We start from the raw sequence: 15,446 nt of genomic DNA, 5'->3' as shown, positions 1-15,446 counted from the left end.
GCTCGGCTCAAGCCGACTCGTGGGGTTTTTCACGGTTGTTTCACATGCCGCACAGACCATATCGGGCTCGGTGCGCAGACATCGTTTTGACATTTATTCGATAAGCCAACAGGACTTGCCATGCGCAAAGTAATGAATTCGCTGACCGCGGCCGTGTCGCTCGCCGTGTTGACCGCCACGCTGCCCACGGCGGCCCACGCCTGGTGGAATGGCGACTACAAGCAACGCACCAAGATCACGTTGAACACCAGCGCGGCTGGCGTCGAGACCAAAGAAGCGCTCAGTGGCACGGTGGTGCCGGTGCGCCTGCATTCGGGCAACTTCGACTTCGTGTCGGCAAAGCCCGATGGCTCGGACTTGCGCTTCGTGTCGGGCGACGACAAGACCCCGCTGAAGTTCTGGATCGAGCGTTACGACTCCACCAACGAACTGGCCGTGGCGTGGGTGCAAGTGCCCACCGTGGTGCCGGGCTCCGACAAGAACACGATCTACGCCTATGCCGGCAACGAAAAGGCCGTGGCCGAGGCCGCTGCACCGGTGTTCGACAGCAACACGCTGGCGGCTTTTCACTTCTCTGAAAAAGACGGCCCCGCAGCCGATGACGCTGGCGCGCTCAAGACGGCCGCTGCCGTCACCCGTGAAAAGAACGGCCTGATCGCCAGCAGCTTGAAGCTGACCGGCCAAGCGGTGACGTGGCCGCAGTCGGACAAGATCAAGGCGGCCGGCAACGGCCCGCTCACCATCAGCCTGTGGGCGCGCCCCGACGCGGCAGCAGCTGGCACCGTCTACAAGCAAGGCTCGCTGACCCTCAGCGTGGACGGCGGCAAGCTCAGTGCCACGCTGGGCAGCGTCAAGGTGGCCGGGGGCGACCTGGCCCCGACCGCCTGGACGCACATTGCCGCGACCATTGGCAACGGCAAGATCACGCTGTACGCCAACGGTGTGCAGACCGCACAAGCCGATGTGCCGGTGGTCGAGGCATCGAACGGTCTGCCGACCATCATGGGCGAGATCGCGGTGGGTGAAGGATTCACCGGTCAGATCGACGAGCTTGAAGTGGCCAGCACCGTGCGCAGCGCCGACTGGGTCAAGTTCACCCACGCGGCTCAAAGCGCCGATGCCAAGCTGATCGCCAGCAAGGGCGAGTCCGCAGACAGCGCCGATTCGGGCGAGGGCGACAGCGGCTACATGGGCATCCTGATCAAGAGCCTCACGCCGGACGCCAAGGCGGTGATCGCCATCCTGGCCGTGATGTTCGCCATCGCCACGTACGTGATGGTCACCAAGGCCATGTTCGTGGGCCGCACCGACCGCGACAACCGCAGCTTCCTGGGCCGCTTCCGCGATGCCAAGGACGACCTGCTGCATCTCGAAAAGGGCGGCGTGCACGTCAACTCGTCGCTGTTCCGTCTGTACCAGGCTGGCGTGCGCGAGCTGGTCAAGCGCGACGTGGGCAAGGGCCAGCGCGCGCTGTCCAGTGCTTCGCTTGATGCCGTCAAGGCCGCCATCGACGCCGACATGGTCCGCGAAACCCACCAGCTCAACTCGAAGATGGTGCTGCTGACCATCGCCATCTCGGGCGGCCCCTTCCTGGGTCTGCTGGGCACGGTGGTGGGCGTGATGATCACCTTCGCCGCCATTGCGGCCGCAGGCGACGTGAACGTCAACGCCATCGCCCCGGGTATCGCGGCCGCACTGCTCGCCACGGTGGCGGGTCTGGGCGTGGCGATCCCGTCGCTGTTTGGCTACAACTACCTCGCTTCGCGCATCAAGAACATCTCGGCGGACATGCAGATCTTCGTCGACGAGTTCGTGACCCGCGTCGCTGAAACCTACGGGGCCCAGTGACGCCATGTCCGCTGACGTCAAGGGCGACAACCAGCCATACGACGACATCAACATCACGCCGATGTTGGATCTCGCGTATGTGCTGCTCGTCACCTTCATCATCATGACCACCGCCTCGGTGCAGGGCGTCAAGGTCAAGTCACCCATGACCACGGCTGCCAACAACCTGGCCAAGCCACAGACCCGCGCCATCACCATCACGGCCGATGGCTCGGTCTACCTGGATGCCTATCCGGTGAGCATGGACCAGCTGCGCACCAACCTCGGCCAGTACAAGGCCGCCAACCCCAACCTGCCGGTGGTGCTCAAGGGCGACGCCGAAGCGCAGTACGACAAGGTCATGGAGGTGCTCGAGATCGCCAAGCGGCTCGACATCACCGAGATCGGCCTCGTCACCAAGCGCGCGCAATAAGCCGGAGTCGCCATGCAAGTCCAAGACGACGCCAAACCCTACGACACCATCAACGTCACGCCCATGCTCGACCTGGCCTACGTGCTGCTGGTCGTGTTCATCCTGATGACCACGGCCTCGGTGCAGGGACTCAGCATCAGCCTGCCCAAGCCGAGCAGCAAGCCCAGCACCGAACACCACGATTTGAAGGTGGTGCAGGTGATGCCTGATGGCGCGGTGCTGCTCAACGGTGTGGGCGTGAGCCCGAAAGAGCTGGAGACACAGCTGACGCAAGCCAAGCAGCGCGACGACAAGATGTCGGTTGCCATCAAGGGCGACGCGCGCACGCAGTACGCCAAGGTGGTGGCCATCATCGACATGTGCAACCGGCTCAATGTGAGCATGGGCCTGGTCACCTCGAAGATCGGAACCTGATCGTGAGCGGATTGGCCGAACAAGAAATCAACCAGTCGCCGGCGCGGGTCTGGGCCGGGCGCGTGGCCTTGGTGGGCGGCATTGCCGCAGCACTGGGCCTGGGCGCGTGGCTGCTCAGCGGCATGAGCGCCAAGGTGTCGTCGCCCAAGAAGCAGACCGTGGCGATCAAGGTGCTGCCCGATACCCCGCCACCGCCTCCGCCGCCCAAGCCCGAAGACAAGCCGCCGCCGCCAAAAGAAGAGCCCAAGCAGGTGATGCAGATGGAGGCGCCCAAGGTGCAGGCGCCGGTCGACAACCAGCCGCAGCAACTCAAGATGGAAGGCCCGGCCGGCGATGGCCCCAGCGCGTTCGCGGGCGGCTCGATCACCAAGGACTACGTGGGCGGGCCGGTGGGTGATGGCACCGGTGGCACGGGGACTCAATCGAGCCGGGCGCAGTACAAGTTTTTCATCAACACGGCGCGGCAGCAACTCAAGGACCAGCTGGAGCGCAACCTCAGCTCGGCGGAGCGTCAGATCACGGCCGAGTTCTCGATCTGGCTTTCTCCGGCAGGCGAGATTCAGCGGTACGAAGTGGCGCCGACGGGCAAGTCGGACGTCGATTCGCAGGTGAAGTCGGCCCTGTCCCAAACCGCGCGCGACTTGAAGCTGCCGCCACCGCCGGGCCTGCCTCAACCGCTCAAGTTCCGCTTGACCCTGCAGCCGCTTGGTTAACCCGAAAGTTTTTCATCATGACGAACAAGATGTTTCCCCGCATTCCTTTGGCGCTGTCGGCCACGGCCATGGCAATCGTGCTGTCGCAGCCCCAGTTGGCGATGGCCGATGAGCGTGCCGAGCTTGAGCAGCTGCGTGCTTCCACGATGGCGCTGGTGCAAGCGCTGGTCGATTCGGGCTTGCTGTCGCGCGAGCGGGCTGAAGCCATCCTGAAGCAATCGCAACAAGCGCGGCCCAGCGGCGCAACGAGTCCGGACGCTGCGAAGCCGGCCGCTCCCGCAACTGCTCCAGGCGTGGTGCGCGTGCCCTACATCAGCGAGACCACCAAGGCGGAGCTGCGCGAGCAGATCAAGGCCGAAGTGCTCGAACAGGCCAAGACCGAGCGCTGGGCGCAACCCAATGTGCTGCCCGAATGGTTTGGTCGGCTGACAATCGATGGCGATGTGCGTTTCCGATTCGAGCAAGACAGCTTCGACAAAGGCAACTATCCGGCCGGCTACTACCAACTCGCGGTGGCTTCAGGCGCCACGCCGATGTGGGCGCCCGACCTGACCAACACCACCAATGATCGAACCCGCACCACCTTGCGTGCTCGCCTGGGCGTGACGGCCAAGCTGGCTGACAACCTCGCGTCGGGCATCCGCATCGCGTCGGGCGCGCTCTCCAACGGCGCCACGTCCACGTCGCAAACGCTGGGTGCCGGGCTCAACCGCTACAACGTCGGGCTGGATCGGGCCTGGATCAAATGGGCGCCAGCCGAGGGGCTGGACTTCAACGCCGGGCGATTCGCCAACCCCTTCTTCGGCACCGACCTGACCTGGCCCGACGATTTGAATTTCGATGGCGTGGCGCTGGGGTACCAGCGTCCCTGGGGTTCGAGCAACAAGGCATTCGCCACGGCGGGCGTCTTTCCGTTGCAGGAGTTCTCGACGGGCGGTGATGCCAACAAATGGTTGTATGGCGCGCAGATCGGTACCCAACTGCGTCTGACGGCGCAAACCGACTTCAAGATCGGCTTGGCGATGTACGACTTCAACGGCATCGAGGGCGTGCAGGAAAGCGCCTACAAGAGTGACGCTGAAGCCAAGGCCTCGACGTATCTCAGCACCCAATACCCCGACACCTGGCGGCAGAAGGGCAACACGCTCGTCAACATCAACCCGGTCAACGACCCGATCTTTCCGAGCGGGAAAGCGCCGGTTTATGGCCTGGCATCGAAGTTCAAGCCGTTCAACCTCAGCATGATGTTGAACTTCCACCAGTTCGACCCGATCGGCGTGCAGCTGTGGTTCGACTATCTGAAAAACACCGGGTGGGATCTCAGCGACATCCGCACCCGCGCGGGCGATTCGACGATCGACCTGGAGGGCAAGACCCAGGCTTATCAGCTGCGCGTGAACGTGGGCAAGCAGCAGATCGAGCGCGCCGGCGATTGGCAGGCCTTTGCCGCATTGCGCCGCCTGGAGCGCGATGCGTGGGTTGACGCGTTCACCGACACCACCTGGAACCTCGGCGGCACCAACTACACCGGCTGGAGCCTCGGTGGGCAATATGGCGTGGCCAACCGCACCTCGGTGGGCCTGCGCCTGACCAGCACGCGCAACCTCAAGGACGCTTCGTCGAGCACCAGCACGGTCGATCTGAGCAGCGCGCCGTTCAAGCTCGATGTCTGGCAGCTCGAACTCAACTCGCGGTTCTGATCGGGCCGTCTTGCCGATCGCACCTCATAGGAGTCGCCTCATGAAAACCTCTCGCATCGCCATCGTCGCGTTGCTCGGCGTGCTTGGCCTGGCGCTGGTGGCGCCAGCCTCGGCGCAAGAAAAAGCCTCGCGTGAAAAGCAGGCCTTGCAGCGCGCCCAGCAAGCCTTGCGCGAGGCGCAGTCCGAGCGTGATGAACTGCAAAGCAAGCAGACGGCGTTGACGGCCGAGAAGACCAGCCTCGAAGCCGACAAGGCGCGGCTCAGCAGCGAAGTCAAGAAGATCGGCGCCGCTCAGGCGCAGGTGCGCGCGGTTCAAGCCAAGGTCACCGAGTTGGAGGCCGCCAATGTCAAGCTGCAAGAGCAGCTTGCGCAAGCCCAGGCCCAGGCCACCGAACTCAACGCCGGGCTGGTGGACACCCAGGGCCGTTTGCGCGCGGTCAGCAGCCTGCTCGCCACCAGCACGCAGACGCAAGCCACGCTCGAGCAGCGCAACAGCCAGCTCTACCAGGTGGGCTTGGCGACCATCGAGTTGTATCGCAGCAAGAACCCGGCCGACACCTGGACGCAAAAGGTGTCGGTGCTGGGGCTGGACGCGGTGCGCGTCGAGAACGCCGCGGAAGGCTTGCGCACCAAGCTCGACGACGCGCGCTACTTCGCGCCGGCGCCCTCGCTGTCGGCCACGGCCGCCGGCCCGCGTTGACCGCCCGACGCGCCAGCAGCCCTCAAGCCTGGGCACACACCAGCCAACCCATCACGGGCAGACCGGCCTCGGTGCGCAACTGCACGGGCTCGGCGCGCTGGTTGTTGAAGCCGGCGTCGCGCAACACCTGCTCCACGTAGCCTTGCCGGTGGCTGTAGCGGCCATTCGGGTGGAGATGGAAGTCTTCACTGGCGCCATCGGCTGGCGACGCCTGGGGCAGCGCTTCGACCGTGAACACCAGCCAGCCGCCGGGCCGCAGCGCGCCGTGCGCCGCGCGAATCGCCGCGTCGAGCTTGCCGAAGTAGCACAGCGTGTCGGCCGAGATGATCAGGTCGTGAGCCTGGTGCAGGGCTGAGAGGTAGGCGGTCAACTCGCCCTTGTGCAGCTCATCGTAGGTCTTGCGCGATGCGGCCTTGGCCAGCATCTGCGACGACAGATCCATGCCCACCAGCCGCTTCGCGTAAGACGCCACCAAGGGGCCGCACAAGCCGGTGCCGCAGCCGGCGTCGAGGATGTCCATCTGCTTGCTCGGCTCGCCATGGAGTCGCGCCACGGCATCGGCCACGAACTGCGGCGCGCGGTAGGTGAGGCGTTCGAGATTGGCGTCGAAGCTCTCGGCGAAGGCGTCGAAGGTCGCTTCGATGTAGCCGTCGTCCGCCCGGTCGGGCACGGCCACGCCGGTGCAGGCGGCCAGGTAGTGGCGCGGCAAGGGGTTGGCGGGCTCCGCTGCCGCCCATTCGCGGTAGACCTGCGCGGCCTCGTCGATGCGGCCCAGCTTGTAGTAGGCCAAGCCCAGCATCTTGCGCGCGCCGTGCAGCTGGGGGTCGAGCACCACGGCCTCGAAGAAGTGCTTCAACGAGGGTTCGACGCGCCCCATCTGGTGGTACAGATTGGCCAGGTTGTTGTGCACGTCGGGGCGCTTCGGGTCGAGTTGCAGCGCCTTCAGATAAGCCGCTTCGGCCTCGTCGAACCGGCTCTGCGCGCGACGCAGTGCGCCGAGGTTGTTGAGCACGGTGGCGTTGTCGGGCGCCAAGGCCACGGCTCGGGCATAGGCGTCCGCCGCTTCTTCGAGCCGGTCGAGGCGCAGCAGCACGTTGCCGAGGTTGCTGTGCCAGTCCGGCACCGCGGGGTCGAGCGCGATGGACTGCTGGATGCGCTGGACGCCTTCGTTGCTGCGGTCGCGCGCGTGCAGCAGCACGCCGAGGTAATGCAGCGCATTGGCGTTGCGCGGGTCGAGCTTGATGAGCCGCTCGTAGAGCTCCTGCGCGGCGTCCCAGTAGCCCTGCTGGTGCAGGCGCATGGCCATTTGCAGGGCTTCGCGGGTGGGAACGTGCCGCGGGGCGGGCAGGGGCGCGCGCCCTCTGCCGGTGTGAGACTTCTTGGACATGCGAGGGGGCGCGGCCGGCGGGCCGGGCGATCAGTCGAACGTGTAGGCGAAATCGCTGTTGGTCACGCCCACGCTGACGCCTTGAATCTCGTGCCCTTCCATCATGCGCGTCAGGAAGGCGCGGCTGATGTCGGGCAGCATGGTGTTGGTCAGGATGGCGTCGATCATGCGGCCGCCCGACTCGTTTTCGGTGCAGCGGCTCACCACCAGTTGCACCACGTCGTCGGTGTAGGTGAACGGGATCTTGTAGCGCGCCTCGACGCGCTTCTTGATGCGGCCGAGTTGCAGCTTGACGATGAGCTTGAGCACCGAGTCGGTCAGCGGGTAGTAGGGGATGGTGACCAGACGACCCAGCAGCGCGGGCGGGAAGATCTTCAGCAGCGGCTCGCGCAGCGCGTGGGCCAGGGCCGTGGGGTCGGGCGTGAGCTCCGGGTCCTTGCACATGCTGGCGATCAGGTCGGTGCCGGCGTTGGTGGTGAGCAGGATCAGCGTGTTCTTGAAATCGATCACGCGGCCTTCGCCGTCTTCCATCCAGCCCTTGTCGAAGACCTGGAAGAAGATCTCGTGCACGTCCGGGTGGGCCTTCTCGACTTCGTCGAGCAGCACCACGCTGTAGGGGCGGCGGCGCACGGCTTCGGTGAGCACGCCGCCTTCGCCGTAGCCCACGTAGCCCGGAGGCGCGCCCTTGAGCGTCGAGACGGTGTGCGCCTCTTGGTACTCGCTCATGTTGATGGTGATGAGGTTCTGCTCACCGCCGTACAGTGCCTCGGCCAGCGCCAGCGCGGTCTCGGTCTTGCCGACGCCCGAGGTGCCGGCCAGCATGAACACGCCGATCGGCTTGCTGGGGTTGTCGAGCCCGGCGCGTGACGTTTGAATGCGCTTGGCGATCATCTCCATCGCGTGGTCTTGCCCGATCACGCGCTCGCCCAGCAGCTTGCCGATGTTGAGGATGGTCTCGATCTCGTTGCGCGCCATGCGGCCCACGGGGATGCCCGTCCAGTCGCCCACCACCGAGGCCACGGCCTGGTGATCGACGCTGGGCATGATGAGCGGCGTCTCGCCTTGCAGCGTGGCGAGCTTGACCTGCCATTCCTTCAGCTCGGCCAGCAGCGCGGTGCGCTCGGCCTCGGTCAGCGCGGCGGGTTGGTCGGCGGCGGGCGCGGCGGCGTCGGCCGCAGCGGGGGCTTCGGTGGCGGCCGCTGCCGGCGCGGCATGCGGCGCATCGACCGGGTGTCCGCCGCTGCGCAGCTTGGCGCGGATCTCGAGAATCTTGTCCACCAGGCCCTTCTCTTCGTTCCAGCGCGCTTCGAGCGTGGTCAGGCGCGCGCGCTCGTCGGCGAGCTGCGCATCGACGTCGCTCAGGCGCTTGCCGATGTCGATGCCCACGTCTTGTTCGCGCAGCACGATCTCGCGTTCGATGTCCAGCGCCTCGATGCGACGGCGCGAGTCTTCGACCTCGGCGGGCGTGGCGTGCTGGCTCACGGCCACGCGGGCACAAGCCGTGTCGAGCAGGCTCACGGCCTTGTCGGGCAGCTGGCGTGCCGGGATGTAGCGATGGCTCAGCTTCACGGCGGCCTCGATGGCCTCGTCGAGCAGTTGCACGCGGTGGTGCTTTTCGAGCACGCTGGCCACGCCGCGCAGCATCACGATGGCCTTGTGCTCGTCGGGCTCGGGCACTTGCACGACCTGGAAGCGGCGGGTCAGCGCCGGGTCCTTCTCGATGTACTTCTTGTACTCGGCCCAGGTGGTGGCTCCGATGGTGCGCAGCGTGCCGCGCGCCAGTGCCGGCTTGAGCAGGTTGGCCGCGTCGCCCGTGCCGGCCGCGCCACCGGCGCCGACCAGCGTGTGCACTTCGTCGATGAACAGGATGATGGGCTTGGGCGAGGCCTGCACCTCGTCGATCACCGAGCGCAGGCGCTGCTCGAACTCGCCCTTCATGCTGGCGCCGGCCTGCAGCAGGCCGATGTCGAGCGACAGCAGGCGCACGTCTTTCAGCGAGGGCGGGACGTCGCCGCGCACGATGCGCTGCGCGAAGCCCTCGACCACGGCCGTCTTGCCCACGCCCGCCTCGCCAGTCAGCATCGGGTTGTTCTGGCGGCGGCGCATCAGGATGTCAACGATCTGGCGGATCTCTTCGTCGCGGCCCGAGACCGGGTCCATGCCGCCTTCGCGGGCGCGCGCCGTGAGGTCAACCGTGAACTTCTTGAGGGCTTCTTCCTTGCCCATCTGCGCCGGGGCGATGGCGCCGCTCGCTTCGCCGGGGGCCGCGCCGCCGACACCGCTGCCATCGCTGGTGCCCAGGCCGTCTTCGGGCGAGCCGGCCACGATCTTCAGCAGGTCTTCGCTCAGGTCATCGGGCTTGACCTTCTCGAACTGGCGCGAGATGGCGAACAGCGCGTTGCGCAGGAAGCTCGTCTTGAGCATGCCCAGCAGGATGTAGCCGGTGCGTACCGCGCCGTCGCCGAACATCAGCGTGCCGTAGACCCAGCCGCGCTCGATGGCGTTGCTGATGTTGTCCGACAGATCGGAGATCGACGTGGCGCCGCGCGGCAGGCGGTCGAGCGCGGTGGTGATGTCCTTGGCCAGCACGGACGTGTCGAGCTCGTAGTGCTTGATGACGCGGTGCCAGTCGGAGTCGGGCGCCTGCACGATCTGCGCGACCCAGTGCTCCAGCTCGACGTAGGGGTTGCCTCGCAGCTTGCAGAACACGGTGGCGCCTTCGACGGCTTTGTAGGCGGCGCTGTTGAGCTTGCCAAACAGGGTGACGCGGCTGATCTCGGCCATGGGGCTTCCTTTCAGGTGGATGCGGTTGGACTCAGGTAGACGGTTGAGACGGCGATGCCGCGGCCCGGTGCCGGGGCGCGCGCCAGGATTCGGGGTGCAGGGTGAGCGAGTCTTCGTCGGTGCTGGCGGCTTCGCGCTGGCGGTTCTTGCCGACCCAGCTCGTCCAGCCCAATCGGCCGTAGGCGCCGGGGCGCGCGGTGGGCACTTCGGCGCGCTTGAGGTGCAGGCGCACGTCCCAGTCGAGCTCGCCGCAAAAGTATTGGCGCACCAGTGCCGTCAAGCCGGCCATCGCCGGGCCGTCGGGCAAGAAGGCCTCGTACTGCGCCAGGCTGAGCGGGCCGATGTGGATGCGGAACTTGTGCTGCCGGTCGAACACGCGGCTGCCGAGCACGGCGCCCGAGCCGAGCTGCGAGCGGAGGCCGCCGCCGCGCTCCATGCGCGTGCGTTCGCTGGGCGGCAGGCTCATCCAGTGGCCGACGAAGGTTTCGATGCGTACCGGCTGCTGCAAGTAGCCGCTGAGCAGGGCTTCGAGGCCTTCGGCATTGCGCACCTGACGCGCCAGCCGGCCGGCGAAGTGCAGCTTGATGTGGTCGGGCGCAGCGTCGCGGCCGCGCAGCGCCGGGCTGCCGATGCCGATCAGCGAGCCCACGTAGTCGGCGAAGCGGTCTTGCGCCGGGCGGTCGAGGTTGACGGTGGGCTGGGCTTGCGCCCAGGCGCGGTAGAACAGCAGCGCCAGCCGGTGGTGCAGCACGTCGGCGAAGCGCGCGAAGGTCTCGTCGCCGTGATGCAGGATGCGTTCGCGGGCGTAGTCGGTGAGGTGCAGCGGCAGCGGGCCGTTGGGGCCGAACAGGCCGAAGAAGCGCACGTCGAGACGCGGCGGGCGGTGCGCCGTGGCGGGCTGCAGCGCGTGCAGCGTGGCGGGCGCGAAACCGAGATCGGGGGTCTGGCCCACGCGCAGCGGCTCGTCGGCCGGCTTGCGCCCGGTGCCCAGGCGCGGCTGGTGCGGGTGGGCCGCTTCGATCCAGCGCAGGGCATGGAAGAAGTCGTAGCGATAAGGCTCGGCCGCCAGCGCCGGGAAGGGGTCGGCCACCGGCTGCGGCTCGCGCGGCGTGCGTGGTGCGGCGGGCGTCGGCTCGCTGGTTGGGGCGCTGGTTGGGGCGCTGGTGGGCTCGGCCGCATCCGCCGGCGCGGCGAGCCCGGCGAAGTCGGCGAACGGGTCGTCGGGTTTCAGAGGATCGGTCTCGTCCCGCATCGCGGCACCCAGCGCATGATTTCGCCGCGGCCTTGCGAGCGCAGCGTGGTTTCGGCAAAAGCGTTGATCGAGACGTGGCGCGTGAAGAAGCGGTCCAGCACCGCGCCGAACAAGAAGGCGCTCAAGCCCTGGAAGGCGAATTCGTCCACTTCGACATCGATCTGCAGGCCGCGCCCGAAGGTGATCGGCCCCGGCATCGGCAGGCGGCGCACGATGGGCTGCGTGCGGACCGAGCGCAGCCCTTCGACCTGCTTGAGCATGCTGCCGTCGCTGCCGGCGGCGTAGAGCTCGAGCAGCTCGCGCAGCGCGGCGGCGCCCTGGCGCTCGTCGGTGTCGAGCAGCGAGAGGTAGTTGAGCGACAGGTGGTTGACGAACTTCCAGGCGATGCCACCTTCGCGCAGCGCCGACAACGGCTTGCTCGGCCCCTTGATGCAGCGCACGGCCTTCACGGCGGCGGCGTTGTCGAGCGTGAAGTCGCTGGCGCCCAAGCCCAACGGCATCAGCAATGGCAGGTCGCGGTTGGTGCACAGCGCGCTCATGCCGAGCTGACGCAGGTCACCCGCGAACGGGGCCTCGCGCGTGTCCACCAGCGAGAGGTAGAGCTCGGTGCCGACGTAGGACGTGCGCGTGCCGTTGCGCTGTTGCGTGGCCGACAGCAGGCGCGGCTCGCGCTGCACGGCGTAGTAGGCGCTGTGCGTGCTGGCTTCGGTGTGGTACGCGGCGTAGAAGGGCAGAAAGCGCTGCTCGTTGTCCACGCCCATGCCGTAGCCGGTGACCTCGGTGAGCTCGTAGACCTCGAAGTCCATCGGCTTGGTGCGATCGACCACGACGTGGAAGTCGTTGCGCGTGGCGTCCACCTGCACGCGGTCGCAGCGGCGCTCGAACAGGTTGATGGCGGGCACGCAGTTGAGCGCGAGGTTGCTGGCATCGACCACGCTTTCGAGCGCGGTGTCGCCACGATCGAACAGCAGCACGATCTCGGCCTCGGTGCCGCCCTGGGCGCGCAAGGCGTCGCCCACGCCGCACAGGTCGGCGAACAGAAAGCGCTGCGGAAAGGCGAAGTACTCCTGCAGCAGCCGATAGCCCGAGAAGCCGCGCAGGTGCACCGGCAGCAAGGCCTGGTCGTCTTCAAAGCCCACCGCCTGCGCGACGCGACCGGGCAGTGCCGTGTGCCCCGCGCTACCCGCGCCAAGCGGCCGCACCAGCGCCGCCACGGTGCTGCCGAGCACGCGTTCGTGCAGCTTGTAGGCGATCTCGTCGTTGCCGCTGAAGTGCACGCGCAAGTCTTGCAGCGCGAGCTGGCCGAACTGCGTGCCGCCGGTGGCGCGCAGCTTGATGCGCAGGCCGCCCTTGATCTTGCGGCTCAGGCCGCCGAGCGCCGACAGCGGCAGGTCGGCGGCGTACGAGAAATATTCGACCCGCGTGATCTCGATCGGCCACATCGTCACGTCGTGCCCGGTGCGGAACTGGCAGGCCGTGGCGTCGCCCTTGGCCAGCTGGCTGCGCAGCACGCTGCCGCGCGGCACCACCACGCCCCGCGCCAGATTGGCGTCGCCCAGGTCGGGCTGCAGCTGCGCGATCAGCATCGACGGCGTGGGCGCCAGAAACTGCGGGTGGACGATTTCGAGCAGGCGCTGCGTGAAGCGCGGGAACTCGGCGTCGAGCTTGAGCTGCACCCGTCCGCTCAGGAAGGCGACGCCTTCGAGCAGGCGCTCGACGTAGGGGTCGTTGACCTCGATGCCGTCGATGCCCAGCCGCGCGGCGATCTTCGGAAACTGCTGCGCGAACTCGGCCCCCATCTCGCGCAGATGCTGCAGTTCCTGGTTGTAGTAGCGCAGCAGTCGAGGGTCCATGGCGGGCGTGGGTGGGGTAAAGCGGAGAGGCGCGGGGTGGGCGACGGTGGGGCGGGGGTCAGCGAGCCAGATCCTGCACGTTGACCTGGCCGGACTCCAGATCGACCTCGGTGCGCAACAGCATCTCGAACGGCACGGGCTGCGCCCACAGGTTGCCGCTGATGCGGAAGCTCACCACGTTGTGATGATCCATCTGCAGCTCATCGACCAGCGCCTCGACCCGCAAGGTGGACGCCACCAGGCGCGGCTCGAAGTCGAGCAGGGCGCGCTTGACCTGGTTCTCGAGGTCGATGGCGTCGAGCGACGAAGCCGTGGTGCCCGACAGCGCCGGCAGGCCGTAGTTGATGACCGAGTGCTGCGCCAGCGGGGCCTCGCGCCAGTCGTGCTCGCCCGATACCTGCGTGGTGTTGAGCAGCCAGCCGATGTCGCGCAGCACCGCCTCGCGCAGCCGGTTGCGGGTCATCACGCGCATCTCGCGCGGCTCGACCTGCGTTTCGGGGTGGTCGTCGGTCAGCCGGTCGAGCAACGCGGGTTGCAGGCGCTCCTGGGGCGTCAGCTCGGCCATGGCGTGCTCAGGCCGCTGGAGCGGCGGTCTCGGCTGGCGCCGGCGTCAGCGCGATGTGGCGCACGTCCATCAGGGGCTTGTCGCCGCTGTCGGTGGTGAACAGTCGCTGCCCCAGTCCGGTGAACACGCCCGGCGCGGCTTCGAGCCATTCGGTCTTGCGCGACAAGGCCAGCAGGCCGTCGGCGCCGTCGCTGCCCGGGTAGCGCGTCGGGATCAGCCCGACCGAATCGCCGCCGTTCTCGAACTCGAAGTGCGCGGGCATCCAGACGGTGTCGCGCAGGTCTTCGGGGGCTTCGATCTCGATGCGGGTCAGGCGCGCGAACGGCACCCAGTAGTACTTGCCGTTGATGATGGCCTCGACGACCGGGCCCAGCCGCATGTCGGCGTCGGCGATCCATTCGAACGCGGCGTCGTCCAGCGTGCCCGCCGTCGCCGGGGCCTGCTCGAAGGCCTGATCGCGCAGCTTCCGGGCCGAGGCCGCGTCACCCTGACCATCGCGCAGCAGGGCCTCGATCAGCAGCGCGAGCCAGGCTTCGGGCTGGCCGAAGATCATCGGCACTTTCTTGCCCTTGAACACCTCGGCGCGCAGCAACTCGCACTTGATGGCTTCGCGGTAGGTCTGGGCCATGGCCAGCGCCGAGGCGTCGAGCCCGGTGGCCACGTCGAGCTGGTTGAGGGCGCGTTCCCACTGGCCGGTCACGCACAGCAGCTGGAAGAGAAAGATGCGCAGCTTGGCGTCGGCCGGCTTGGCGCGGATCTGGTCTTGCAGCAGCTTGAGAGCCTGCGCCGGGTCGCCGCCGTGCAGCGCGTCTTGGGGGGTGACGAGAGCGTTCATCGTGAGCTGGGGTTGGGCCCGGTTGGGGCTCAGTTCGTCTGAGCCGTGAAGTTCGAGCCGCCCTTGCGCGCGCCCTTGTCGTCCTGCGGGTAGTAATCGACCGAGATCTTCTCGAAGCTGAACGAGATCTTCTCGTCGAGCAAATAGGGCGTCTCGGGGTTGGTCGCCACGTCGTACGAGGTGATGCGGGCGTTCTCGAGGGTGATCACGAGATATTCGATGGGGTTGTTGCCCGACTTGCGCACCGTGAGCACGGCCTTCTTGAGCAACTCGTTGCTGCGCATCACGGACATCAGCGCGGTCGAGGCGGCATCGACGCGCTTGGTCACCATCAGCGCGTCGAGCGACGTCTTGGCCGCGTTGCCGCCGCCGCTCATGGCCGAGCCGGCGCGCATGCCCCAAGACCAGCTCAGCACGTCGATCTCGCCGCCGTGCGCGGCATCGTTGGACTCGCCTTTGACCGGCCCCGAGCGGGTGCCGTCGATCTTCAAGAACATGTCACCAAGTGCCATCGCGACCTCTGCAAAGCAAATCAATCCGCAAGGCACAACCGGCTGCCCGGCCTGTTCGGGGCGCGGCGGGCTGTGCCATGCAGACCTGGGGCCGGGGCAGGCGCCTCGCGGCGCTCCACCTCCGGCCGGACGTGACGGAATTACTCCGAGACGTTTTCGGCGACGTTGTACGTGATGGGGATTTCGCCGCCATCCTTCGAGCCGTCGGCCTTTTGCGGCTGGTACGCGTACTTCACCTTGGCGAAGTTCAGCGTCACGTTCTCGGTCAGGCGGTCTTCGCCGCCGCTGCCGCCGGTGCTCACCGAGGTGACCAGCACCTCGGTCAGCGTGACCTTGATGTATTCGAGCGGGGTGCCGCCCGCCTTGCGCACGACCAGGGTGGCTTCGGGGTAGTGCGTGCCCTTCATGCAGGCCAGCAGCAACGGGGGCGAGGCCTTGTCCACATACTTGGTGAACGACAGGTCTTGCACG

Annotated in this window: 14 protein-coding genes; 6 read left to right on the top strand and 8 right to left on the bottom strand. The window is 67.1% G+C overall.

The window, feature by feature from the left end; genetic code table 11:
* Nucleotides 1-120: 120 nt before the first annotated feature.
* The 6 genes from ACE3SS_RS09640 to ACE3SS_RS09615 are packed head-to-tail and all read left to right on the top strand — an operon-like array spanning nt 121 to nt 5,787.
* On the top strand, nt 121-1,848 hold the full coding sequence (locus ACE3SS_RS09640) for a DUF2341 domain-containing protein (protein ID WP_374593330.1): 1,728 nt from the start codon (nt 121-123) through the stop codon (nt 1,846-1,848).
* A 4-nt stretch (nt 1,849-1,852) separates the two neighbouring features.
* Nucleotides 1,853-2,260 (top strand): ExbD/TolR family protein, encoded by a 408-nt coding sequence (locus tag ACE3SS_RS09635; RefSeq protein ID WP_374593328.1) that lies wholly within the window; start codon nt 1,853-1,855, stop codon nt 2,258-2,260.
* Nucleotides 2,261-2,272: 12 nt separating this feature from the next.
* Nucleotides 2,273-2,674: an ExbD/TolR family protein gene (locus ACE3SS_RS09630; protein ID WP_374593326.1), complete on the top strand. Its 402-nt coding sequence runs from the start codon at nt 2,273-2,275 to the stop codon at nt 2,672-2,674.
* A gap of 2 nt (nt 2,675-2,676) precedes the next feature.
* Nucleotides 2,677-3,387, top strand: a complete 711-nt coding sequence (locus tag ACE3SS_RS09625) for a TonB C-terminal domain-containing protein (RefSeq protein ID WP_374593324.1) — start codon at nt 2,677-2,679, stop codon at nt 3,385-3,387.
* Nucleotides 3,388-3,404: 17 nt separating this feature from the next.
* The gene (locus tag ACE3SS_RS09620; protein ID WP_374593322.1) at nt 3,405-5,087 is read left to right on the top strand and encodes a putative porin; all 1,683 of its coding nucleotides are present in this window, start codon (nt 3,405-3,407) and stop codon (nt 5,085-5,087) included.
* Nucleotides 5,088-5,127: 40 nt separating this feature from the next.
* Entirely contained in the window at nt 5,128-5,787 is a 660-nt protein-coding gene (locus ACE3SS_RS09615; RefSeq protein ID WP_374593320.1) for a hypothetical protein, read from the top strand.
* A 22-nt stretch (nt 5,788-5,809) separates the two neighbouring features.
* On the opposite strand, the gene ACE3SS_RS09610 is transcribed toward ACE3SS_RS09615, so the two are convergent.
* From ACE3SS_RS09610 to ACE3SS_RS09575, 8 genes are all read right to left on the bottom strand, one after another.
* A complete protein-coding gene (locus tag ACE3SS_RS09610; protein ID WP_374593318.1) occupies nt 5,810-7,174 on the bottom strand; it encodes a tetratricopeptide repeat protein in 1,365 nt (454 codons plus the stop codon).
* Between the two features lie 30 nt (nt 7,175-7,204).
* The gene (gene tssH / locus ACE3SS_RS09605; RefSeq protein WP_374593316.1) at nt 7,205-9,958 is read right to left on the bottom strand and encodes a type VI secretion system ATPase TssH; all 2,754 of its coding nucleotides are present in this window, start codon (nt 9,956-9,958) and stop codon (nt 7,205-7,207) included.
* Nucleotides 9,959-9,989: 31 nt separating this feature from the next.
* A complete protein-coding gene (gene tssG / locus ACE3SS_RS09600) occupies nt 9,990-11,210 on the bottom strand; it encodes a type VI secretion system baseplate subunit TssG (RefSeq protein ID WP_374593314.1) in 1,221 nt (406 codons plus the stop codon).
* Nucleotides 11,186-13,063, bottom strand: coding sequence for a type VI secretion system baseplate subunit TssF (gene tssF, locus ACE3SS_RS09595; protein ID WP_374593312.1), 1,878 nt, complete (start codon nt 13,061-13,063; stop codon nt 11,186-11,188). The genes tssG and tssF overlap by 25 nt, the downstream gene beginning before the upstream one ends.
* A gap of 58 nt (nt 13,064-13,121) precedes the next feature.
* The gene (gene tssE / locus ACE3SS_RS09590) at nt 13,122-13,628 is read right to left on the bottom strand and encodes a type VI secretion system baseplate subunit TssE (protein ID WP_374593311.1); all 507 of its coding nucleotides are present in this window, start codon (nt 13,626-13,628) and stop codon (nt 13,122-13,124) included.
* Between the two features lie 7 nt (nt 13,629-13,635).
* On the bottom strand, nt 13,636-14,463 hold the full coding sequence (locus ACE3SS_RS09585) for a type VI secretion system accessory protein TagJ (RefSeq protein WP_374593309.1): 828 nt from the start codon (nt 14,461-14,463) through the stop codon (nt 13,636-13,638).
* Nucleotides 14,464-14,492: 29 nt separating this feature from the next.
* Nucleotides 14,493-14,975, bottom strand: a complete 483-nt coding sequence (locus ACE3SS_RS09580; RefSeq protein WP_374593307.1) for an Hcp family type VI secretion system effector — start codon at nt 14,973-14,975, stop codon at nt 14,493-14,495.
* 140 nt (nt 14,976-15,115) lie between these two features.
* Nucleotides 15,116-15,446: Hcp family type VI secretion system effector (locus tag ACE3SS_RS09575; RefSeq protein ID WP_374593305.1), on the bottom strand; the 331-nt coding region annotated here is incomplete at its 5' end.

Source organism: Aquabacterium sp. (assembly GCF_041915145.1).
Lineage (GTDB): Bacteria > Pseudomonadota > Gammaproteobacteria > Burkholderiales > Burkholderiaceae_C > Aquabacterium.
The sequence above is the reverse complement of the archived record's forward strand: the minus strand, read 5'-3'. Positions and strand labels throughout refer to the sequence as shown.

Bases quoted from the DNA above. Each gene is read 5' to 3' on its own strand.
- tssH (WP_374593316.1), bottom strand. From the start codon at position 9,958: ATGGCCGAGATCAGCCGCGTCACCCTGTTTGGCAAGCTCAACAGCGCC.
- ACE3SS_RS09635 (WP_374593328.1), top strand. From the start codon at position 1,853: ATGTCCGCTGACGTCAAGGGCGACAACCAGCCATACGACGACATCAAC.
- ACE3SS_RS09610 (WP_374593318.1), bottom strand. From the start codon at position 7,174: ATGTCCAAGAAGTCTCACACCGGCAGAGGGCGCGCGCCCCTGCCCGCC.
- tssF (WP_374593312.1), bottom strand. From the start codon at position 13,063: ATGGACCCTCGACTGCTGCGCTACTACAACCAGGAACTGCAGCATCTG.
- ACE3SS_RS09585 (WP_374593309.1), bottom strand. From the start codon at position 14,463: ATGAACGCTCTCGTCACCCCCCAAGACGCGCTGCACGGCGGCGACCCG.
- ACE3SS_RS09580 (WP_374593307.1), bottom strand. From the start codon at position 14,975: ATGGCACTTGGTGACATGTTCTTGAAGATCGACGGCACCCGCTCGGGG.
- ACE3SS_RS09630 (WP_374593326.1), top strand. From the start codon at position 2,273: ATGCAAGTCCAAGACGACGCCAAACCCTACGACACCATCAACGTCACG.
- tssG (WP_374593314.1), bottom strand. From the start codon at position 11,210: ATGCGGGACGAGACCGATCCTCTGAAACCCGACGACCCGTTCGCCGAC.
- tssE (WP_374593311.1), bottom strand. From the start codon at position 13,628: ATGGCCGAGCTGACGCCCCAGGAGCGCCTGCAACCCGCGTTGCTCGAC.
- ACE3SS_RS09615 (WP_374593320.1), top strand. From the start codon at position 5,128: ATGAAAACCTCTCGCATCGCCATCGTCGCGTTGCTCGGCGTGCTTGGC.
- ACE3SS_RS09640 (WP_374593330.1), top strand. From the start codon at position 121: ATGCGCAAAGTAATGAATTCGCTGACCGCGGCCGTGTCGCTCGCCGTG.
- ACE3SS_RS09620 (WP_374593322.1), top strand. From the start codon at position 3,405: ATGACGAACAAGATGTTTCCCCGCATTCCTTTGGCGCTGTCGGCCACG.